Annotated in this window: 16 protein-coding genes and 1 other RNA gene; 6 read left to right on the plus strand and 11 right to left on the minus strand. The window is 45.0% G+C overall.

Annotated elements, in window-relative coordinates; translation table 11 throughout:
- Position 1 precedes the first annotated feature (1 nt).
- Positions 2 to 685, minus strand: a complete 684-nt coding sequence (locus AAEU32_RS00475) for a DUF3334 family protein (protein ID WP_421968581.1) — start codon at positions 683 to 685, stop codon at positions 2 to 4.
- A gap of 229 nt (positions 686 to 914) precedes the next feature.
- On the opposite strand from AAEU32_RS00475, the gene cmoA reads away from it, so the two are divergent.
- The 5 genes from cmoA (at position 915) to AAEU32_RS00500 (ending at position 5,178) form a co-directional block, all read left to right on the plus strand.
- Entirely contained in the window at positions 915 to 1,640 is a 726-nt protein-coding gene (gene cmoA, locus AAEU32_RS00480) for a carboxy-S-adenosyl-L-methionine synthase CmoA (protein ID WP_421968582.1), read from the plus strand.
- Between the two features lie 11 nt (positions 1,641 to 1,651).
- Positions 1,652 to 2,620 (plus strand): tRNA 5-methoxyuridine(34)/uridine 5-oxyacetic acid(34) synthase CmoB, encoded by a 969-nt coding sequence (gene cmoB / locus AAEU32_RS00485; protein ID WP_421968583.1) that lies wholly within the window; start codon positions 1,652 to 1,654, stop codon positions 2,618 to 2,620.
- Positions 2,621 to 2,721: 101 nt separating this feature from the next.
- Positions 2,722 to 3,774, plus strand: coding sequence for a phosphoribosylformylglycinamidine cyclo-ligase (purM, locus tag AAEU32_RS00490; protein ID WP_421968584.1), 1,053 nt, complete (start codon positions 2,722 to 2,724; stop codon positions 3,772 to 3,774).
- Positions 3,774 to 4,445 (plus strand): phosphoribosylglycinamide formyltransferase, encoded by a 672-nt coding sequence (purN, locus tag AAEU32_RS00495; RefSeq protein WP_421968585.1) that lies wholly within the window; start codon positions 3,774 to 3,776, stop codon positions 4,443 to 4,445. The genes purM and purN overlap by 1 nt, the downstream gene beginning before the upstream one ends.
- Positions 4,378 to 5,178, plus strand: coding sequence for a DUF3108 domain-containing protein (locus tag AAEU32_RS00500; RefSeq protein WP_421968586.1), 801 nt, complete (start codon positions 4,378 to 4,380; stop codon positions 5,176 to 5,178). Before purN ends, AAEU32_RS00500 begins: the two co-directional genes overlap by 68 nt.
- Positions 5,179 to 5,374: 196 nt before the next feature.
- Here AAEU32_RS00500 and AAEU32_RS00505 read toward each other — a convergent pair whose 3' ends face one another.
- The 9 genes from AAEU32_RS00505 to AAEU32_RS00545 all read right to left on the minus strand — a co-directional run bounded on the left by AAEU32_RS00505 (position 5,375) and on the right by AAEU32_RS00545 (position 18,261).
- On the minus strand, positions 5,375 to 5,998 hold the full coding sequence (locus AAEU32_RS00505; protein ID WP_421968587.1) for a hypothetical protein: 624 nt from the start codon (positions 5,996 to 5,998) through the stop codon (positions 5,375 to 5,377).
- Entirely contained in the window at positions 5,991 to 6,617 is a 627-nt protein-coding gene (locus AAEU32_RS00510) for an RNA polymerase sigma factor (RefSeq protein WP_421968588.1), read from the minus strand. Before AAEU32_RS00510 ends, AAEU32_RS00505 begins: the two co-directional genes overlap by 8 nt.
- A 59-nt stretch (positions 6,618 to 6,676) precedes the next feature.
- Entirely contained in the window at positions 6,677 to 7,312 is a 636-nt protein-coding gene (locus tag AAEU32_RS00515; protein ID WP_421968589.1) for an energy transducer TonB, read from the minus strand.
- Between the two features lie 354 nt (positions 7,313 to 7,666).
- The gene (locus tag AAEU32_RS00520; protein ID WP_421968590.1) at positions 7,667 to 11,155 is read right to left on the minus strand and encodes an ATP-binding protein; all 3,489 of its coding nucleotides are present in this window, start codon (positions 11,153 to 11,155) and stop codon (positions 7,667 to 7,669) included.
- Positions 11,139 to 13,433: a response regulator gene (locus AAEU32_RS00525; protein WP_421968591.1), complete on the minus strand. Its 2,295-nt coding sequence runs from the start codon at positions 13,431 to 13,433 to the stop codon at positions 11,139 to 11,141. Before AAEU32_RS00525 ends, AAEU32_RS00520 begins: the two co-directional genes overlap by 17 nt.
- A gap of 9 nt (positions 13,434 to 13,442) precedes the next feature.
- Complete coding sequence (locus AAEU32_RS00530) at positions 13,443 to 14,711, minus strand: ABC transporter substrate-binding protein (RefSeq protein ID WP_421968592.1); 1,269 nt, start codon at positions 14,709 to 14,711, stop codon at positions 13,443 to 13,445.
- Between the two features lie 119 nt (positions 14,712 to 14,830).
- Positions 14,831 to 16,945, minus strand: a complete 2,115-nt coding sequence (locus AAEU32_RS00535; RefSeq protein ID WP_421968593.1) for a two-component system response regulator — start codon at positions 16,943 to 16,945, stop codon at positions 14,831 to 14,833.
- 183 nt (positions 16,946 to 17,128) lie between these two features.
- Positions 17,129 to 17,225: signal recognition particle sRNA small type (gene ffs / locus AAEU32_RS00540), an RNA gene on the minus strand.
- A 175-nt stretch (positions 17,226 to 17,400) separates the two neighbouring features.
- Positions 17,401 to 18,261 (minus strand): DUF3014 domain-containing protein, encoded by an 861-nt coding sequence (locus AAEU32_RS00545; RefSeq protein ID WP_421968594.1) that lies wholly within the window; start codon positions 18,259 to 18,261, stop codon positions 17,401 to 17,403.
- Between the two features lie 143 nt (positions 18,262 to 18,404).
- Between AAEU32_RS00545 and AAEU32_RS00550 the strand changes: the two genes are divergently transcribed.
- The gene (locus AAEU32_RS00550; RefSeq protein WP_421968595.1) at positions 18,405 to 19,544 is read left to right on the plus strand and encodes a patatin-like phospholipase family protein; all 1,140 of its coding nucleotides are present in this window, start codon (positions 18,405 to 18,407) and stop codon (positions 19,542 to 19,544) included.
- 8 nt (positions 19,545 to 19,552) lie between these two features.
- Here the strand turns inward: AAEU32_RS00550 and AAEU32_RS00555 are convergent, their stop codons facing one another.
- Entirely contained in the window at positions 19,553 to 21,523 is a 1,971-nt protein-coding gene (locus AAEU32_RS00555) for a monovalent cation:proton antiporter family protein (RefSeq protein WP_421968596.1), read from the minus strand.
- Between the last annotated feature and the right edge of the window lie 38 nt (positions 21,524 to 21,561).

The raw sequence follows: 21,561 nt of genomic DNA on the forward strand, positions 1-21,561 counted from the left end.
CTTACAAGCCTAAATTTTCCATAAAATCATCATCGATATCTTGGTCAACATCGGGAGCGGCGGCCGCTTGGTCCTGACGTTTTTTATTTGTGTCAGCGATGATGTCATCGGGGTCAACGGTATCCGCAATATCATAATCATGCAGTTTGATGAACTCAGTTTTGTCCATTGCGAGCTCAAGATAAAAGATGTTCTGATTTTGCGTGGTGAATGTCACTCGTCGCGCTTGAGGTCTATCCATTGTTGTATCGACAGAGATTTGCACTTGCTTGTTGATGGCCATCATTTTTGGCTGATTCTGCGTAATGGAGGTATGTAATTGCTCTCTGACTTTGTTAGTGAAATCACCCACTATTTGATTCATTAATTCACCGAGCACATTAGCAACGTCGTCCGACAAATGGCTTTTCGCCAGCTCTTCTGGTGGCATGCCCATGTTGTTCATGTAATCACCGTAAATTTCCATTGCCGCCTGTTGCGTAAAATTGGTTACTACCAAGCCGGTGAATCCGCCATCAAACAATACAAAGCAACCAATATCGGGGCGCATGCAGGTACGTGTTATTTTTTGTACCATCGCCGAATAGCTAATGCTGTTGCCACTAGCAGAAGACAACACTTCCGTAACTGAACGGCAAAGTGTGGAAAGAATATCTTCTGTGCTAATTACTTTATTTTTACTCATGTGCGCTCTCGCTGAATCTTGCTTATTGCTGTGTGGTTACGTGCTAAAGTTCACTAACAAGCCGATTAAATCTCACATTAACGCTTGTTTTATAACGATAAATATAAGAATAGCAGGTTTACACAAGATTGTTGCCGCTTTGTCACAGAAGATTAAGTAACTAAAGCCCTCCACTGCGCGAACAAAAATGATAAAATGCAGCCATCGATTCTAGCTAGAGCTTAGCAAAGTGTCAGCAAAAGACAGTATTTATGCATCACAGCAACAGGTAAAAGACTTTACCTTTGACGCCAAAGTAGTGGAAGTTTTTCCAGATATGATCGAACGCTCGGTGCCCGGTTATGCCACCATCGTTAGCACATTGGGAAAACTAGCAGGTAAATATGCGCAGGATAATAGCAACTTATATGACTTAGGATGCTCATTGGGTGCGGTCACCTTAAGTATGCGTCGTAACCTAAATCATTCAGGATGCGAGATTATCGCCATTGATAATTCCGAAGCCATGGTTGAGCGATGTCGCTTGCACCTCGAAGGTTTTCGCTCAACGGTCCCTGTGAGGGTCGAGCTCGGGGATATTCTCGATACTAAATTAGAAAATGCCTCGGTCATTGCCATGAACTTTACCATGCAATTTATCGAACCAGAGCAACGCGAAGCTTTGCTCGCGCGTATTTACAACGCACTTAAACCTGGTGGTGTGTTATTGCTTAGCGAAAAACTGCGTGGTGAAAATCAAGAAGTGGATGAATTGCTCATCGACTTACATCATGACTTCAAGCGCGCCAACGGTTATTCCGAGCTTGAAATAAGCCAAAAGCGCACTGCAATTGAAAATGTGATGCGCACAGATACACTTAATACCCACTTAGCACGCTTAAAAGACACTGGCTTTAGCCAGACCCAAGTGTGGTATCAGTGCTTTAATTTCTGCTCAATGGTTGCAATCAAATAATCGGAATAAAGATGAATCAGTGGTTTAACGAGTTTTATCGACATATTGCCTGTACTGACCTGAGTCATTGGCTCAATACCTTGCCTGCACAGTTACAACACTGGCAAGACGAGGCCCGTCACGGCGATATGCCAAAATGGCAAAAAGTACTCAACAATTTACCTGAAATCACCCCTTCAGACGTCAATATCGCCAACGAAGTGCGTGTTGGTACCGACACCGATATAAATGATGGCCAACGTAAACAGCTTGAACATTTGCTCAAGCGCTTTATGCCTTGGCGAAAAGGGCCATTTTCATTGTTCGGCATCGACATTGATACAGAATGGCGCAGTGATTGGAAGTGGGATCGCGTAGTGCCGCATATCAGCCCTTTGCAAGGGCGCAAAGTGCTCGATATTGGCTGTGGCTCAGGTTACCACCTATGGCGCATGCGCGGTGAAGGCGCTGAACTTGTTGTGGGAATAGACCCAAGCGACTTATTTTTGTGCCAATTCCAAACCATCAAACACTACACCCCAGACCCAAGCGTACATTTATTACCATTGGGCGTTGAGCAGCTACCTGAGTTAAAGGCATTTGATACGGTATTTTCAATGGGCGTACTATATCACCGTCGCTCACCTATCGATTTCTTAGCGCAACTAAAAGCGCAGCTGCGCAAAGGCGGCGAGTTAGTACTTGAAACCCTAGTCGTTGAAGGTGACATTAATACGGTGCTAGTACCTGAAGACCGTTACGCAAAAATGCGTAATGTTTGGTACATACCCAGCGCAGAAGCACTGATGCTGTGGATGCGCCGTGTTGGCTTTAAAGATATTCGCGTTGTAGATACCGACCAAACATCTTTAGATGAACAGCGACGTACCGATTGGATGGAAAATGAGTCATTGGCTGACTTCTTAAACCCTGAAGATCCTAATAAAACTATTGAAGGCTACCCAGCACCACTGCGTGCAGTGATCGTAGCAACCGCATAAACAAGGACAAAGGTCCTCCTTTTCCTAGCTAAGCCGCGGCATTTGCTGTAAAATGCCCGGCGTTTCTAAGCAACCCCTAAATTGAATTTTGAGGAAACCCTGTGAGCGAACAAAAACAGTCTCTTAGCTACAAAGATGCCGGCGTCGATATTGATGCAGGTAATGCCCTTGTTGAACGCATTAAAGGCGTTGTAAAAAAGACCAAACGCCCTGAAGTAATGGGTGGCATCGGCGGCTTTGGTGCGCTATGTCAGCTTCCTACTGGCTATAAAGAGCCTGTTTTAGTTGCTGGTACTGATGGTGTCGGTACTAAGCTTCGCCTAGCTATCGACCTTAAAAAGCATGACACTGTAGGCATCGACCTTGTTGCTATGTGTGTGAACGACCTTATCGTTCAAGGTGCTGAGCCGCTATTTTTCCTAGATTATTATGCTACTGGCAAACTAGATGTTGATACTGCGGCTGACGTAGTGACTGGCATCGGTGCTGGCTGTGAGCTTTCTGGTTGTGCCCTTATCGGTGGTGAAACGGCTGAAATGCCAGGCATGTACGAAGGCGACGACTACGATATGGCTGGTTTCTGCGTAGGTGTTGTTGAAAAAGAAGGCATTATTGATGGATCGAAAGTAGCGGCAGGTGACCAACTTATCGCACTTGCATCAAGCGGCCCTCACTCTAATGGTTACTCGCTGATACGCAAGGTACTTGAAGTATCAGGTGCAGACACAAACAGTGAGTTTGAAGGCAAAACGCTTGGCGAACACCTTCTTGAACCAACACGTATTTACGTGAAGCCAGTGCTTGAACTACTTAAGCAAGTAGACGTTCATGCGCTTTCTCACATCACAGGCGGTGGTTTCTGGGAAAATATCCCACGCGTACTGCCTGAATCTGCAAAAGCAGTTATCAAAGGTGACAGCTGGCAGTGGCCTGCAGTTTTCAACTGGTTGCAAGAGAACGGTAACATTGAAACGCACGAAATGTATCGCACCTTCAACTGTGGTGTGGGCATGGTGATTGTGGTTCCTGCAGACAAACTAGAGCAAAGCCTAAGCATTCTTAAAGAAGCGGGTGAAAATGCGTGGCACATTGGTGAAATCCAAGATGCTGCAGCAGGTGAAGAGCAAGTTGAAATCACAGGTGGTGCGCAATAATGACGCAAGGCCAGACTCCTGCCAGATTAGTTGTACTTATTTCAGGCAGTGGCTCTAACCTGCAGGCAATTATTGACGCAGTTTCAGCAGGAACAATCCCTGCTGAAATTTGTGCAGTGATCAGCAACAAGGCCGATGCTTACGGCCTTGAACGCGCCAAAAATGCAGGTATCGAAGCTCGGGTTTTAGACCATAAAGCGTTCGATTCACGAGAAGAGTATGACGCAGCGCTTGGTGAGCTAATTGATAGTTTTTCACCGCACTGTGTTGTATTAGCTGGATTTATGCGTATTCTAAGTGCTGGCTTAGTGCAAAAATTTAAGGGAAAAATGTTGAACATTCACCCTTCTTTGTTGCCTAAGTACCAAGGGCTGAATACCCACCAGCGCGCTTTAGATGCGAACGATAAAGTGCATGGCGTTAGTGTTCACTTTGTTACCGAAGAGCTTGATGGCGGACCTGTCATCGTTCAAGCTCACGTCCCTATTGAACAGGGAGACACGGCTCAGAGTTTGGCACAAAAGGTTCATGCGCAAGAACATATTATCTATCCGTTGGTGGTCAAATGGTTCAGCGAACAAAGACTGACTATGGAAGATAACTATGCAGTGCTCGATAACAACACCCTTCCAAGCCAAGGCGCTGATCTGCAAGCGTATCTGGACAGCTAAATTATTCCTTGCCGCAGTACTTAGCTGCGGCACTATTTCGCATGCTGTAGCACAACAGCAAGAAATAGCCCCTCAAGCACATCCTGCTTCCCAACTACTTCAATATCAAGCAAAGTACTTTATAACGCGCCAAGGTGAACGTCATGGCGAAGCTCAGCGCTCATTAGCGCAACTCGAAGATGGTACTTATAAACTCAGTTATCGCAGCGATATTGAGTGGATGATATTTTCTGATGAGCGCACAGAGAGTAGCCGTTTTGCCTATCATGACGGCGATGTTAAGCCGCTTGATTATGTATTAGAGCGAGAAGGAACTGGGCCTGATAAAACCTATAAAGTCAGCTTTGAGCATGATGCACAACAGGTCTTTACGAACAAATCTAAATACCCTATCGAAATCGAGTGGAAAGCAGATTTCCAAGATGTGTTGTCATATCAAATTGCATTACGCAAGGGCTTGGCGAACGGCGAGACCAAATTTGCCTACCCCATCGTAGATAAAAAGGGAAACTCCCGAGAATATATGTTTGAAGTTGTCGGCACTGAGGCTATCACCTTACCAATAGGCAATGTCGAAACAATCATAGTTAAGCGCCTGTATGATAGCGATAAACGCCAAGCTATTGCCTGGTTTGCACCAAGTATGAACTACATGATGGTGCGCATGTTCAAAGGCAAAGATGGTGTTGAGCAGTTTGTAGTAGAACTTGCCGAATACACACCTTTGCAGTAACTATTACGTGAATAAATCTAAACGTTATCTGTCAGATTTGATTTCTAGAGTTGAATCAAATCTGACAGTGAATAGTCGATTTGCCATTCGAATACTAATCAGCACCCCTTCATGCTGTGATAAAGCCGACTCAACGCTAAGCGTTGGAGCACCTAGTCAGCCAGTGCGCTGGGTAAATGACGCCTTCTTTAACACGCTAACATTGCTCAGCGTTAATGGCATTATCAATGGCAACCAGCTTGCCCGTACTATCAAAGCGCAGTGCCAACATCGCCCCGTTTTCTATGTTGAGCAGCCCATCATCAACCACTTTATGCGCTAATTCACTGCTAAGCGCGATAAGTACTTGTCTGCGACAGTCAGCCAATAGCCAATCGCCTTGATGTTGCACTAATCGCGCGATACGCACAGGCTCTTCATCATACACTGTGTTATACGCACGCTTTTGCACCTTAAGTTGCTCAGCCAGTTGTCGCTCCGCCACATGGATGCTAGAAAGATGATGTGGCACTTGCTCTGAGACGCGCACTCGTTGCTCGCCACTGACTTCATCAAAGATTTCAATACGTTCATAGGCAACGGTGTCGTAAAGTGGCACCGAGTCATATTGATACTCAAACAGTGTGAGCGACATCAATGTAATAAGCGCAGTGCAGGCCACCAGCCATTGCCCTTTGTGCCACCACGACATTGCGCTTTTGTGCTTTACAGTATCGGCCATACTCGCGAGCAAATCGCGTTTTTCTGAGCCCGTAAGCCGTGATTGTGCCTTACTCGCTTGGTGCGCCTGAGTAAGCTTTTCATTTCGTTGTTCAGTCATCACCATGCCCCTTATTGATACTTTGCGCAATGTTGGCTTTGCCATAACGCAGACGCGTTTTTACACTTTCTTTTTCGCTATTGGTAATCATCGCTATCTCATGCAAACTAAACCCTTCTAACTGCAACGTCAGTGACTCACGTTGCAAATAGGGTAACGCCGCAATGGCGCTGCTCAACTGCTGCTGCGACGCGCTATTAATTAACGTTGTAACGTAATCATCTGCAACATGCAGTTGTGGTTCATGTTCACATTCTTGCCATGGTAATTGCTTGCGACCTTTGCGAAGCTCATCAATCAGCTTATTGCGCGCTATGGCAAATAGCCATGCCTTAAAGCTCCCTTGCGTTTGCACCTTAAAGGCATGGGGTTTGCTCAACCAAGTTAGCCACACATCATGAAGCAAATCGAGCGCCCTTTGGCGCTTGGCATAGTTTCCATGCTCCACGCTGTGCAATTGCGATTGAATGAAATACAACACATCGTCACTCAAGCGCGTTACCAACTCTTCTCGCGCCTTTGCGCTTTGCGATGCCAGCTCTGCTAGGGCTTCATTATTAAGCAGGCTAAAATCCTGCCTGTTCGGTGTAAATAGCATAGATGCTACGGCTTTTAGCATCATCTCTCCTTAGCGAGGAGTCGCAACCCTTTGCTGCGTACTCCTGTTGCCTTGCCTCATTATTGCTGCAAATTAAAGTCCAAACGAACTTGCAGGCCCGTTTGCCCTTTGGCAACACCATCGATAACCATTGGACTAAACTTCCATTTTTTCAGTGCTCTGAGTGCTTCTTTATCAAACGTCCGTTTGGGTTCAGCGCCAATGACTTTAGCATTAATCACTTGTCCTGTGGCAGAAATGTCATAGCTCAATACCACATAGCCTTCAATGCCTTCACGTGCAGCAGCCGTTGGATACTGAGGCGGCACTCTAACAATCGGCGTCACAGCTGATCGTGATGCTTGGTTAAAATCAAAGCTGTCTTTTATGTTCGTGCTCACATCGGGTCTATCCAAAGTAATCACTGGCGAGTCGGTATCGGGAACGCTTGTGGTTACTGGCCGTTGCTGCGGGCGTGGTTGAGGTGGTGGTGGGAGCGGCCTTTCTTTCGTAATCACCTCAGAATCCTTCGGTGGCTCCATGATTTCCACAATAATGTCTTCGCCTGCATTATTATCAAAGCGTTGTGGCTGATTAAGTAATGACACCATAAAGGTAAAGGTCGCTAGTGTAATCGTGGCAGCACTAATTGCACTTAAAGCGAACTTTACACTCGGTTTGAACCAGCTCTGTTCATGCTCAATTGTATATTCCATAACATTCCCCTATTTTACCAATCTACTTATATTGCTAATCTTTCTAGCGGGCTTAATGTCGTGCTCACGTTGCTAAAATTTCTCTCTGTAGAATCAATACATAAGAGAAATTTCGCCTTGCTAGCACAGCATTTATCCAGCGCTGTTTCTGACTACACATTTATGCTGATTGGAATTAAAACTGAAAGCTCCAGCGCACCAAATTGCTGCGCTTATAAATACAACGGCTCAGGTTTAAAAAAGGGGTGACTCTTTTTGTGATTAAATTAGGGCGTGTTGAACTTTGCTGTTTGTTTTTAGTAGGGTGATAACACCAAAAAAGGGGCTTAAGCCCCTCGAAAAAATCTTTGATGATTATGCGCTTGGCGACATGTGCGCTTCAATTTGCTCAAGGAGTTTGGGTACTAGCTTCTTAAGTTCTTCAAACTCACCATTGACATCAAGGCTGCCTGCGGTCGCTTTATTCTCTATCTCTGCTAACAAAGCATGAATACGACTCGCATTTATCTCTCCACATAACCCTTTGAAAGAGTGCGCTAATTGCCGAATATCTTCAGCATTAGCTTTGCCGATGGCCTCTTCTATGGCTGACATTTTATTGGGAGCCGTTTTTACAAACATGATGCATACCCGAGTCAACAATTCTTCTTTGTTCAGCAAACGCGCCAACGCTGCACTCCTGTCCCACAGCATGTCAGACTTTTCGTTATCCGTTTCGCTTTGCTCGTTATTATCTGAATAAGACAAAATCCACCTCACTAACTTCACTTCAGCCTCTTGCGCAACCACAGGTTTGCTAATGTAATCGTTCATTCCTGCGGCTAAACATTTTTCTTTTTCACCTATTAAGGCATTGGCAGTCATGGCGATAATTGGCACTTCTTTATTATCCTGCCCGGCTTCACCTTTGCGAATTTTCGCGGTTGCCTCGTAGCCATTTAATACCGGCATTTGGCAATCCATCAACACGCAACTCACCCTTATGCCCTTTTCATTGAATTGTTTCAACTTTTCAATTGCTTCAAGTCCATTATTAGCCCTAAAGAACTGCAGAGGCAATACTTCAAGCATCCCTATAGCAACTTCGATATTGATTTCGTTGTCATCTACTACCAGAACGCTGCGTCCTTTAATTTTAGCCAACGTACTCAAATGGGTGGTCACGTTCACATTATCGTCGGCTGTATTGTTAAGCTGCTTAGCACTATCTGGGTTTTCCAATATACGATGAAGTTCGCTATACAAAACAGGTTTATTAAGTCTGATGGCTTTTATAACCGTGCTGCTTGGCATCGGTTTTGTTGGGGACTGCATGGCAATAACTTGGGGGAGTTCATGTTCAGCAACATTGCTGTAGATAGGCTCAAGCTGACTCAATGCAGCATCCTCACTATCTATAAACACCATGTCGTATTTAACCAATGATGAAGGGTTAAATCGCGCACTCTTAACCGTTGTTACTTTCGCCCCATCATAATTAAGTACGCTTGTTAAATGCTCTGCTAGGTCTTTATTATTGAGCAACAGCAATACCTTCGCATCTTTTAGATACTTTGTATGTGCACGCATTTTTACACTGTTTAGTGCAAGATTGATGTGACAAACAAATTCACTGCCTTCATTGACTTTGGATGTAAAACTGATGTCGCCATTGAGTAATCGGCTCAACTGGCGAGAAATCGATAACCCCAGCCCAGTGCCGCCATATTTAGCCGCCACCCCAGAGTGGGCCTGAGTAAATGAGTTAAATAACTTTTCTTGCGCGTGGCTTTCAATACCAATCCCTGTATCTTTGACTGCCACCGTGAGCTGAAATTGGTCATGATCAAGCACTTCGCCTCGCAATGTCACTTGCACATACCCTTGCTCGGTAAACTTAATTGCATTGTTGATTAAATTATTGATTATTTGGGTAAACCTATGCGGATCGCTGACCACTTCTTGGCAGTGCAGTTCCTTGGTGTCTACGAATAACTCTAAGCCTTTGTCGTGAGCCTTGACTGCCGCTGACGTGACAATACTCTCTACCAAGGCGACTGGGTTAAAAGCTTTTGGATGTAACTCTAATTTACCCGCTTCAATTTTCGACAAATCCAAAATGTCGTTAATGAGTATATTGAGATTATTTGCACTGAGCTCCATCATGTCGATCAATCGAGTGGCCTTGTCAGATTGTGCCTCTCGTTTGATTAGCCCCATGGTACCTATGATGCCATTAAGAGGGGTGCGCATTTCATGGCTAATATTGGAAATAAACGCACTTTTAAAGTCGCTGGCCTTTTGCGCTTCTTCTTTTGCCTGAGCCAACTCTGCGGTGCGCTTTTTCACCTTGATATCAAGCTCACTATTGAGTTTACGTATTTTACTTTCGGCTTCTTGCTCTTTGGTAACATCACGGATAATTAGCGCAATGCCGCGAAGTACATGGTCATCGCCACGTACCGGGCTTGCTGATACCGCAAAGCAGTAATATTTCCCGTCTATTTTAACCTGTAAGCTATCTGTTACCTTGTGGGCTGAGTGCCCTAAGGCACGAATATACGTATTGATCGGAAGATGTTCTAGAGTGTCTATGTGAGTGTACAACTTACCAGCTATGTTGCTAAAAGATGTCGCAAAGATAACTTCTGCCGCATGGTTCATACTGGTTATGCGACCTTGCAAGTCAAGACCAACAATGGCATCGATAGACCCTTGCACTATTGCAGCAGACTCTCGTCGCGCCTCAGCCAATTCTGCAGAACGTGTTGCATTGCGGTGAAACAATAGAACAACAATAGTAGTGACTGTAAATACGGTGAGCAAAAAGCCATACACACTTAATCGCTTTTCATTAATATTCGCCGTAACAAATGAGTCAGGAACCAAGGTTGTAAGGTTAACGTAGTTCAGGGTATTGGCATTGCGTGTTGCCACTTTTTGTGAGTAGGCATACCACTTTTCTGTAGAGTTCCTTGCACTTATTCTGTACACGTATTCATAATCTACTTCTTTGTCGAACAGGGAGTCCCAGGTAATTTCTGGTGCCAAGTCTCGAGTAAAGCGATATGACTCTTTAGGATGATAAATTATGTCATCATTGGCTGAGCTCAGTATAAGCGCAGCATAAGAGGGGACATTATCAACTAATTGTTCTATCAACTGCGTTGCATTCAAGTTCAATATAATAAAACCAAAGCGCTCTCCTTGTGGGCTAAAAATAGGCATTGAAAAACGCAGCATCGGTCGATGGGGAAACTCGACTTCGCCGTTTTCACGATTAAGGGTTAATTTCGACACAAATATTTGGTTCGCCGACAATTGACTGCTTGGTTTGTAATAGCTTTCATTAACTTTGTTTTGCAAACTATATTCTGGCGCGGCTTCTATCACTCCGCCAACCCTGTCGACCCGAATAATTTCCTGGCCACCGTCGACAACAGAAATGATCCGCAATTGATCTATCGCTTCGTTATTTTGTACAAAGGCTACAAAAATAGTCTCTAGGCGGCGCTTCCATTGCTCATACAGAGTGCCGTCATAGGGATCAATGCCATTATTGTAATAGGCTCGAGGTAAACCCGATATGGGTGGGGTTGCATGTAAAAACCTCAGATTAGCGCGTGCTTCATTCAATGAATCGTCTAGGTTGTTCTGTAATTGCTTGGAGTTGGACTCAAGGTTAATGTGTAATTCGTCCAATACACTGCTTTGCACTCTTAGCTCAAACAGTGATACCGCTGCCGCCAAAGCCGCACAAATAATAAATAAAGCCACCCACAAAATAGCATTCTCTTTTAGTTTTTGTGTCAGCGTTTTATCCATGCGGCCCATATGATCCCCGTTCTTAGCAATTATGCTCATGATGCGCGCTCTGCTTGTCGCGCTTTCCCCATTGCTTTAATACTTGTAGTAATGCTGTGTACTCAACTGGCTTGGCGACGAAGTCATCCATACCCGCGGCGATGCATGTATCTTTGTCAGAGTCGAGTACGTTGGCGGTTAACGCAACCACCGGGGTATCCCGATGCTGAGGCATTGCCTTTATAAGCTTAGTAGCTTGTGGGCCATCCATCACGGGCATCTGCATATCCATGAAAATTAGATCAAAATCTTGTAATTCACACTTTTCTACCGCTTGTTCGCCGTTATCCGCAAGGATGATGTTACTAATTCCAGCTTCTTCTAATAAACTTTGCAAAACCATCTGGTTTATTTCATTATCCTCAACCGCGAGCACCACTAACTCTTGATAATCTCCCTCAACGTCTGGCTCATCAAAAAAGTCATCTTCGTGTTCAATCAGTTCCACTTTTGCCAATGTTAACGCAAACGAAAACCGAGAGCCTCTGCCAAACTCACTCTCAACTGAGAGCTCTGAGTTCATCAAGGCGAGCATTTTACTGGCAATAGTTAAACCTAAACCTGTACCACCAAAACGCCGAGTGATTGACGTGTCAGCTTGAGAAAACGCTTCAAATAGTGTGGCGAGTTGCTCTTGCTTTATACCAATTCCAGTATCTGCGATAGCAAACTCTAACGTAATGGTGTCGTCAGTTTGCGCCAGAACATTAATATCCATCGCTACCTGACCTTGCTCGGTAAACTTAATCGCATTACTGATCAAATTAATGAGGATTTGTTTAAGTCTAGTCTCATCGCAGGCAATAGTGCCATTGGCAAAGGGAACTTGATCGGGAAGCTGCAGTGATATTTGTTTTGCACGAGCTTGCGTGCTGAACATCTGGTTGATTTCAAAAAGCACTTCTTCGAGATTTACTGGGCGCTCTTCTAGGGTGATTTTACCGGCTTCAATTTTGCTCAAATCAAGAATGTCGTTAAGGATCACCAGCAAACTTTTACCCGACGAGTTTACGACTGAGAGCATGCGCTTTTGCTCTTGATTAAGCGGCGTATTACTGAGCGAACGTACCATACCTAGAATACCATTCATGGGCGTGCGTATTTCGTGACTCATATTTGCCAAAAATTCAGACTTCACCTGTGAGGTTTTATCTGCCTCTTGCTTGGCAACAATGAGGTGTTCACTGAGCTCTCTAAATTGATCCGCAGCTTCTGCCAATACGCCAATTTCATCTTGGCGTTCTCTATCGTGAATTTCTGCGGATAAGTCCCCTTTTAGGAAGCTCTTAAAACTGGCAGTGAGGCGACGGATCGCACGAGTGATGTGAGCATGTAAGAAATAACCGAACGCTAAAATCAAACAGACAGCCGCAAATAACAGTGTTTTCATCACGACTTCAGCACGTCTAATCGCCTGATTTCCTTGCAATTTAATCGTCTGCAAGCGCTCTATTGAACGTTCTCTGAGTACATCGACTAAATTGTTAAACTCGATGGCATCACCAGCCATGACTACATTCACTAAGGTAAGGTAGTTTCGATTCGCCTGCACACTTTTACCAAACGCGGTGCGATACTGTGCTATCAACTCCCTTATTTTGGTAATCTCAACTTCCTGTTCGCTGCGAAACGCTGAGGGTAGCGTATTCAATAAACGTGGTAAGGCGGACAAGCCTTGTTGCACACTTTGTCGTTTACTGTAGTCTTTTTTGCTCAAAAACAAGCCTGCATCTGAGTGCAAGCTATGCCATTTGTTGGTTGCCTGAAGCACTATTAATTGCGCTTGGCCTACAGGCGCGGCCTGATACATACCATCCAAATACCCCAGCATTTGCTGATAGTATTGTGGCAACTCAATATCAATAAAATACACTTTGGCGTGATAACGCTCAGCCAATACATTGAGGTTTTCACCATAACGCTCAACAAGCTGTTTCATCGCTTCTATTTGCTCTGAATCCTCGCCTTCTATAAGTTGAGCACTAATTTCATTAAGGCGGCTGCGTATACTCGAATGGCTTTGTTCAATTTTGGCGTAGATGGCCTCACTGCCTGAGCTCCCAAATACTGAGACATCTCTTTGCAGCTGTACAATATCATTGTTGATACGCAGTATGTCCACCGTCTGGCTTGATAAGCCAAGAGTGTCACTCACTGAGTCTTCAATGGTTTGTATGCGATACTCAAGCATGGCATACACACTCAATACCGTGATTAACAAAATGGTTAAAACCAGCAATACTTTTGCCGCAATTGAGCGCTTAATTATACTTAGCAAAGCAATTCCTTATGCGTTGAGAAGCTCATACCACTTGTCCAAACTGTAGTCATAATTAGGCATGACGGTGTTCCATACTGCAATATTAGAGAAACGTTTGACGTAGCTCCCCCCATCACGTACTTCACCCGGTTGAATTGATATTTTACCATCGGTGCCTGTAAGCGCGCTGTTAGCTGCTTGGCCTTCGTACCAATATTGCCATTCATCATCGCTCATTAGTGGACGGCTGCGCTGGGGGTTGGAAATGTAATATCCTTGGCGGGCAATAAAGGCACCAGGGTAGCCCGATAACCACCAATTCATGTATTCATACGCGGCATCTTTGACATGACCATGTGTATTCGCCGACAGACACATCACCCCATGCCAAGCACGATAACCTTCTTTGGGTGAGGCGTACACAACGGGGATCCCCTGCCCTCGGCAAGCACTTACACCTGGAGAAAACATGCTTTGGATATGCACGCGATTTGTTTTCATAAACTCAACAGACTGAGGCACTGATGTCCAAAGCCCAGCAAAATGGCCCTGTTGCTTTTTCGCCATCAGTATTTCGAATAAAGCATCAATCTCGTTTATGGTCATGTTGCCAATGTCATCAAAGGTGATTAAGCCTTGCGCTTGCGCCGCTAAAGCGGCATCAAAAATACCAATGGTTGGCGCATTAACTAATGACACCTTACCTCGGTATCGGTCATCCAATAACCAACCCCATGACTCTGTTTTATAGGCTTCGCCTTTGGCGATATGCTGAGTGTTGTAGCCAAAAGAATCCACATTATGTACATAGGGCATAAAACTAATTTGCTCGGTCGGTTGCGTACCCAAGGTGCCATCACTTTGTACAAAAAGGATTTTATTGGGCGCATCGCCTGCCCCAGTTTTGGCGTTCTCAACTAATTTTCCTGTTTTAGTCAGCGCATTAATTTCATCCCAATAAGTGAGCCTTTGAACATCAATTGGCTGAATTGCTCCCGCTTGCCACAGAATATTGATTGAATCAGACCATTGCTCGTACAAATCAAAACTACTTGGATTGGAGGCTGCCTTTTCAAGCACTGCGGCACTGCCCATGGGGGTGAATTCGATATTAATGCCAAGCTCTTTCATTGCACGTTGACGTAACTCTTCTTGTAAGGTCACATGCGTGCCCATAACCCGCAAAGTGACTGGCTTTTTGGCAAATACATAGGGTACTTTGAATGCGACGGCAGACGCGGCTGCACCAACAGAAAGAGTACGCAAAAAATCTCTGCGGTTGGATAACTTAGGCATAAATAGAGGTCTCGGAAAGTGGCTAGTTAGGGTAAGTATAGTCAAGGTTTTTCAATAACCTACCTAGGATAAAAAATACCAACAACCGTCCCTTTAACATCTCCAAAATAGATAGTGATTTATGATGGCTTACACTCTTTTTGTTCGCTTGCACAAAGTAATTTTGCGAATTCATCCGCGCTCATTGGTCGACTCATCAGGTAGCCTTGCCCGGTCGCACAACCAAGTTGAGCCAGTTCAACCCTTTGTTCTTGAGTTTCTATCCCCTCAGCTACGAGTTGCAGGTTCAATGTTCCAGCCAGCTGAATAATGGTATGAACGATGTCAAAGGCCTGATTATTCGTGAGCATGTCACTGACAAAGGATTGGTCAATCTTTAAGACATCTAATGGAAATAACCGCAAATAAGACAAACTCGAATAACCCGTTCCAAAATCATCCAACGCAATACTTACGCCCATCTTAGAAATAGCAGTGAGTTGTTTAATGGTAGCGTCGTAATCATCGACTAGGGCTGATTCAGTAACCTCTAATTCTAAATAACAACTCGGTAAACCACTTTTCTCTAGCGCTTTAGCCACTATGCTCGTGAGCATTGGATCACTAAATTGTTTAGCTGAAATATTTACCGCTACCTTTATTGGATAGCCTGATTCGAGCCACTGCTTAGCATCACAGCAACATCGATTGAGGACTTGCTCGCCAAGACGGTAAATAAGGCCAGACTCTTCTGCATACTCAATAAATACAAATGGCGCAATCATTTTGCCATCGGCATCTTGCACCCTTACAAGGCCCTCTGCTCCGCAGATCTGATTAGACTGCAAGTTATACTTGGGTTGATAGTGCACCACCAGCGCATCATTTCTAAGCGCACTTCGCAACGTTTTGCCAACGACAAGGTTTCTATCCACTTCTTGCTGGAGCTCATCGCTGAAGTAACAACAGGAATTAAATGCGTGTTGCTTCGCCTTATACATCGCTGAATCTGCGTGGCGCATCATATCTTCAATGGTCAGAGCGTCATCGGGGTATACACTCACACCAATACTCGCGCTTAAACTGTATTGCTCTTTACCCAAACGAAAGGGTTTGCTGATTTCATCAAACACACTACTTACCAAGGCATCAACACTCATCACCTTTTGCACATGAGGCACTACAATGGCAAATTCATCACCACCTACTCGCGCAACCGTAATATCGCTACAGGCAAAGCGGTCAAGATTATGGCCAATGTGAGCGATAACATCGTCACCAATATGATGGCCCAATGCATCATTAACATATTTAAAATTGTCGATGTCTATCAACAGCAAACTCAGCTTATGTTTACCAACCTCGGCACGAGCAAGATTTTGTGCTAAGCGGTCATATAGCAACACGCGGTTAGGGAGTGCTGTTAATTGGTCATGGTGAGACAAATAGGTCATTTGCACTGACATCTCTAATGTTTCGCTTATATCTTGAAATACCATCACCGCGCCTTTGACACAGCCCTGTGAGTCGATAATTGGCGCGGCACTGTCTTGAACGCGATAGTCAAAATCGTGTTTACTCGTTATTTGCGTGTTTAGTGCCATTGCTACCGTGCGCTTTTCTTTAAGCGCAATGATAAGAGGATTGGCATAGCGCTCTTTTGTAATGGCGTCATATAACGTCATCACTTCATCAATAAAGCGCCCTTGAGCTGCTGTTTGTGACCACCCAGTGAGGCGCTGCGCAACCGGATTTAAATAAATAACATGACCCTTATCATCTGTAGAGATCACGCCATCAGCAATGCAATCAAGCGTGACGCGTAATTGCTCTCTGTCCGCAAATAACATTTCCTTTGTCAATGCCAAAGACTTTTGCTGATTGATAATATAAATATGGTTTTGTACACGCATACGGCATAAGTTGAGATGCACAGGCTTGCTGATAAAGTCGATAGCACCAAGTTGCAATGCCCGCTCTTGCGCTTGATGATCACTGTGGGACGTGATCACTAGTACTCTCGGAGCAGTAAAGGGGTCAAGTTCAGCTAATTGGGCGAGAATATCGAACCCAGAAATCATTGGCATTTCTAAATCTAGCAATACAATGTCGGGTTGAAGGTGCATCACTTGCTGTATTGCAACGCAACTATTGTTGCAGCTATAAATTTCTCCAAGGCCCGATAACGCCTCAGTTAATGCAATTGTTTCGATGACTTCGTCATCTATGACGAGAATTTTTGTCCGTTGATTCATTCTTACTAACAACTCCGTGTGCATCGCCCGATTGTATCAAATTTAGGCACACTGAAAAGCTTTTCATAGCACTCGACACACAATGACACAAACTGAACTCGTGCTAGGTGGTAACAAGCTTAAAAAGATGTTGAAAGTAGGGAATAAATTAGTAGAAATGAGATTACAGAGTTTGGGTGGTAGCCTTACCAGCCACATCTCGGCACACACATCACACGCTGTGGCTGCTCCCTTCCGGGCCTGACCAGGTTCACCTGCTAGTGTTGCGAGAGGACCAATAAGGCCACCGTAGTGGGCCTCTTTGGGCGCAGGAGGGATTATCCAGACTTTCCTACGTGGTTTCAAGGGAAATCAGTAATTTCGTGGTTAATTGCTTAGTAAACAATCATTTTATAGAGAAGTGTAATGAGTAAAGGTGTTCGCACCCATCGCTTGGACGAACACCTAACTACTAATTATTGAAGTTCTGAACGTAACTCAGTTAATACGGCTTTAATTTTGGCGACGTTTTCAGGGCCCATGCGCAACAATTGCTTTTGCGCAGGTGGTAAATTTTCCCACTCTGAAAAAGCATACTTGTAGGTTACTGAATCTTTGAGTAGTGGTACTTGTGTGGTCATTTCAGGCGTCGCAAGCAACAAGTCTATTGCTTTGGTTAATCGCTCATTGAAGTGAGTATCCGGACGACCTACTTCTGCATACGCCTGTTCAATCAACGGTTCGTAGCGTTGATACAGGGCAACTAATTGCTCCGTTTGTAATGACGTTAAAATAGCAACGTAGGGGTCATAGCGCGAAAAGCTCTGTGGGTCCATTGTCAGCACCTCTCCTTGTTCAACGCTAAAAGGCTCCTGTAGCTTGGTTACCGGTGAATGATTAGCTGCTACTTGGCCATCTGCAAGGTTATTAACAAACACCACAGCGCGGCGAATTAAGTCATCATTGACCAACAAGTCTGCACTGGCTTGGCTCAGTGATTGACTAACTCGCTCGCTCACCACGTCATCACTTTCATCTAAGCTTGGTAACGCTGGCTCTTGTTCAACTTGCTCTGTGGGTTGTTCACGTTCGCTTTGCGGTAGCGCCTGTGGCATAGTTTCAGGCTCTGAGATTGGTTCATCTGGCTGTGTTGCAGGTTCCTCGGGCTCAATAATAACAACGGTTTGTGGTGCCTCTACACTCTCTGTGACCATGTCTTGCTGTTTACTCAAGGCAATCATGATGACGACTACCAACACTACAACAACAATTGCAGCAAAAAGTAACGTATTACGACTGGGGCGACTTTTTTCTTGCGCTTGAGGCTGATCGTTCATTAAAAACTCCATTAACTACTTTATGTAAGAGATAAATGCCACTTGCTTGGCTCTATTGCAACACACTTCCAAGCACCTATACATTTCTTTTTACTAAAGAATACTTTACATTTAAGTTAGGTCTTTATTTAAGTGCATTACTCATGCGAAAGCAAACCAATTGCGGCCGAAAAGGCACAGCATTATTACTCAGTGGCGGTGGTGCTCGAGCAGCGTATCAAGTGGGTGTACTCAAAGCACTGACTCACAGCATGCCGCGCACCGCTCCTTTGCCATTTCGTATCATAACAGGGACATCTGCTGGTGCAATTAATTCAGTGGCTCTGGCCTGTTGGGCATCATGCGCCCACTTAGCTTTACGTAAGCTTGATACCGTGTGGGGACAGTTCCACACCTCCCATGTTTATCGCAGTGACTTTGCGCACGTATTTGGCCACATTATTCGCAATGTGCTATCGAGCTTTCGCTCTGGCCACGCTAATCATGCCCCTGCAAGCTTATTTAATAATTCGCCTTTACGCCGTTTGCTCGCAGAAGTGCTGCCAATGGAACGCATTGACCGTAATATCCATCGAGGGGTGATTGATGCGCTTGGCATTACTGCGTCTAATTACAGTACCGGAGATTCAATTACTTTCTTTCAAAGTAAAGATGCAACGCCTTGGCAACGTTCAAAACGCCAAGGTGTAAAAGCGCGTATCCACCTGGAACATCTCATGGCATCAAGTGCCATTCCTGTGGTGTTTCCAAGTGTAAGAATTCGCCATCAATATTACGGTGATGGTTCAATCCACCAAATGTCGCCGTTATCGAGTGCCATTCATTTAGGTGCTGAGCGGATTTTTGTTATCGGTGTGGAGCAACCAAAGGAAGAGCACCGCAAATACGCGCCCCATTATCCTGGCATGTCGGCCATTGCTGGTCACTTGCTTGATAGCGTCTTTGCAGACACCATTCATGCGGATTTAGAGCGTGTAGAGCGTATTAATCGTACCGTAGGTTTGCTCAGTGCAAAGCACAAACACCAAGAACTCAAACACATCGATACATTTTGTATTAACCCTTCTCATAACTTTAATGAGATCAGCTCGTTATATTACGATGATATGCCCTTAGCTATTCGTATGCTGTTACGTGGGATTGGTGTCAAACGCTACAGTGAATCGAGCTTACCGAGCTACTTATTATTTGAGAAACGTTACACCGAGCATCTTATTGAGCTTGGATATCAAGATGGGGTGAAGAACCTCAAAGAGTTGCGCCATTTTTTGTGTTTGGATTAACTCGCTCTCTACACATCACCGCCGTTGAGAAGATAATGCTCGCAGCGCTCCACCCGTCGCGGCTTGCCTCTTAGCACCAATACATCTTGGCCCATGAGTATCGTGTCTTGACTCGGGTTTTCTATTTCTCGGCCATTGCGGCGCAAGGCGGCGACGCTCACTCTGCGTGCTTCAAAGCTCAACTCACTTATTTTCTGACCCACAGCAAACGCATTATCCGCTAAAGCCATAACGTGTAAATATTCCAGCGCGTCGGAATGAATTTCATGGGCAGGCGCTTCATCGCTAATATAAAAGCTTTGCAGTAATGAGTATCGATTCTCGCGCTCTTGGCTAACGCGACGAATTATGCGTTTCATGGGCACTCCACTCATAAACAATACATGAGACGAGAGCATTAAACTGGCCTCGAGTGACTCAGGGATCACCTCTGAAACACCACTGGCTTTGAGTTCGTCTAGGTGACTATCATCAGGCATTCGCGCAAGGATATTGACCGATGGAGCAACTTCTTTGAGCACTGACGTAACTAACTTCACCTTGTTCAAATCAGTAAACGTGATCACCACGAGCTGGGCTTTGTCAGCACCTGCACCTTGTAAAATGGTTTTTTGGGTTACATCGCCAAACATCAACGGATAGTTCGCATGGCGTCCTTGGCGCACTAGATATGGATCTAAATCGATAGCGATAAATGGCAATGCTTCGGCACTTAAAAATCGGCTTATATTCTGCCCAACTCGGCCGTAGCCGCAGACAATCACATGCTCTTTGAGATCTTCATCTTTAGCGAGCTGCGACTCGAGTTGCTCGACCGGCGCAGACACTAAACGCCCTACCCATGTCGGTGCCCAATCAATAAGATAAGGCGTAATAGCCATCGACAATACGCCCAAAGCAATCAATAAGGAGGATAACTCGCTGCCAAGCACACCGTGAGTATTTGCTAATGCCACCAACACGAAACCAAACTCCCCCATTTGGCACAACATCAGGCCAGCACTTAGCGCGTCACTCTTACGTTCACCTAACGCTTGGGCAATGGCCGCCAATATCATCCATTTAACAACCATCATTACCGCAAGCACAGCAAAAACAAGGTGAATATGCGAGAGCACATAATCAATACTTAATTGCATCCCCACGGTCACGAAGAACAGGCCCATAAGAATATCTCTAAAGGGTCGAATATCACTTTCAAGTTGATGACGATACTGGCTTTCACCGAGCATCATGCCTGCGAGAAACGCCCCCAAAGCCATAGATAAACCGAACCAATGTGTAAGACCACCGGCAAACAAAGTAACTAACAAGGTAGTAAGAACAAATAGCTCTTCGTTGCGCATCCGTGCCACTTCATTAAACATTCTCGGCAATACCCACTTGCCAATAGCCCACAATAACGCACACACCAATGCCCCTTTGCCTAGGGCGATAGCGAGGCTTTGTACAAGTGATTGCGAGCTGTCGCTGGCAAGGAGTGGAATCGCAATAAGCAAAGGAACTACGGCTAAATCTTGAAAGAGCAATACGCCAATAGCAAGTTGACCGCGCCTTTTTCGCAGCTGGCCACTTTCTTTCAAACATTTAACTACCACGGCCGTGGACGACAATGCCACTAGGGTGGCGACAGTGAAGGCACTGAGCTTATCCAAGCCAAGCAACCACAATGCACCGAAGAATATCAATGAAGTGATCAGAACTTGTAGCAGACCAACACCGAACACAATGTTGCGCATAGCAACTAGGCGTGGAAGTGAAAACTCAAGACCCAAGCTAAAGAGCAAAAAGACAATACCCAGCTCAGCAAAAGCCTGCATTTGCGACTCATTAGCAAGCCAGTCAAAACCATGGGGACCGGCAAGAATACCAGTGACAAGGTAGGCTAAAATAACAGGTAATCCGAGGCGTTTAAACAGCCACACCAATACTACCGCACTGAGTAACAGTCCAAAGACCTCTATAAACAGCTCCTGCATGCCACTCCCTAGGTGTCAACACCTTGACTCGGACCGAA

Origin of the sequence: Pseudoalteromonas maris, assembly GCF_049257235.1 — a bacterium.
GTDB lineage: Bacteria > Pseudomonadota > Gammaproteobacteria > Enterobacterales > Alteromonadaceae > Pseudoalteromonas.

Coding starts and splice junctions, on each gene's coding strand:
- AAEU32_RS00530 (WP_421968592.1), bottom strand. CDS start 14,711: ATGCCTAAGTTATCCAACCGCAGAGATTTTTTGCGTACTCTTTCTGTT.
- purN (WP_421968585.1), top strand. CDS start 3,774: ATGACGCAAGGCCAGACTCCTGCCAGATTAGTTGTACTTATTTCAGGC.
- cmoB (WP_421968583.1), top strand. CDS start 1,652: ATGAATCAGTGGTTTAACGAGTTTTATCGACATATTGCCTGTACTGAC.
- AAEU32_RS00520 (WP_421968590.1), bottom strand. CDS start 11,155: ATGAGCATAATTGCTAAGAACGGGGATCATATGGGCCGCATGGATAAA.
- AAEU32_RS00555 (WP_421968596.1), bottom strand. CDS start 21,523: ATGCAGGAGCTGTTTATAGAGGTCTTTGGACTGTTACTCAGTGCGGTA.
- AAEU32_RS00550 (WP_421968595.1), top strand. CDS start 18,405: ATGCGAAAGCAAACCAATTGCGGCCGAAAAGGCACAGCATTATTACTC.
- AAEU32_RS00535 (WP_421968593.1), bottom strand. CDS start 16,945: ATGAATCAACGGACAAAAATTCTCGTCATAGATGACGAAGTCATCGAA.
- AAEU32_RS00515 (WP_421968589.1), bottom strand. CDS start 7,312: ATGGAATATACAATTGAGCATGAACAGAGCTGGTTCAAACCGAGTGTA.
- AAEU32_RS00505 (WP_421968587.1), bottom strand. CDS start 5,998: ATGACTGAACAACGAAATGAAAAGCTTACTCAGGCGCACCAAGCGAGT.
- AAEU32_RS00510 (WP_421968588.1), bottom strand. CDS start 6,617: ATGCTAAAAGCCGTAGCATCTATGCTATTTACACCGAACAGGCAGGAT.
- AAEU32_RS00475 (WP_421968581.1), bottom strand. CDS start 685: ATGAGTAAAAATAAAGTAATTAGCACAGAAGATATTCTTTCCACACTT.
- AAEU32_RS00500 (WP_421968586.1), top strand. CDS start 4,378: ATGCAGTGCTCGATAACAACACCCTTCCAAGCCAAGGCGCTGATCTGC.
- AAEU32_RS00545 (WP_421968594.1), bottom strand. CDS start 18,261: ATGAACGATCAGCCTCAAGCGCAAGAAAAAAGTCGCCCCAGTCGTAAT.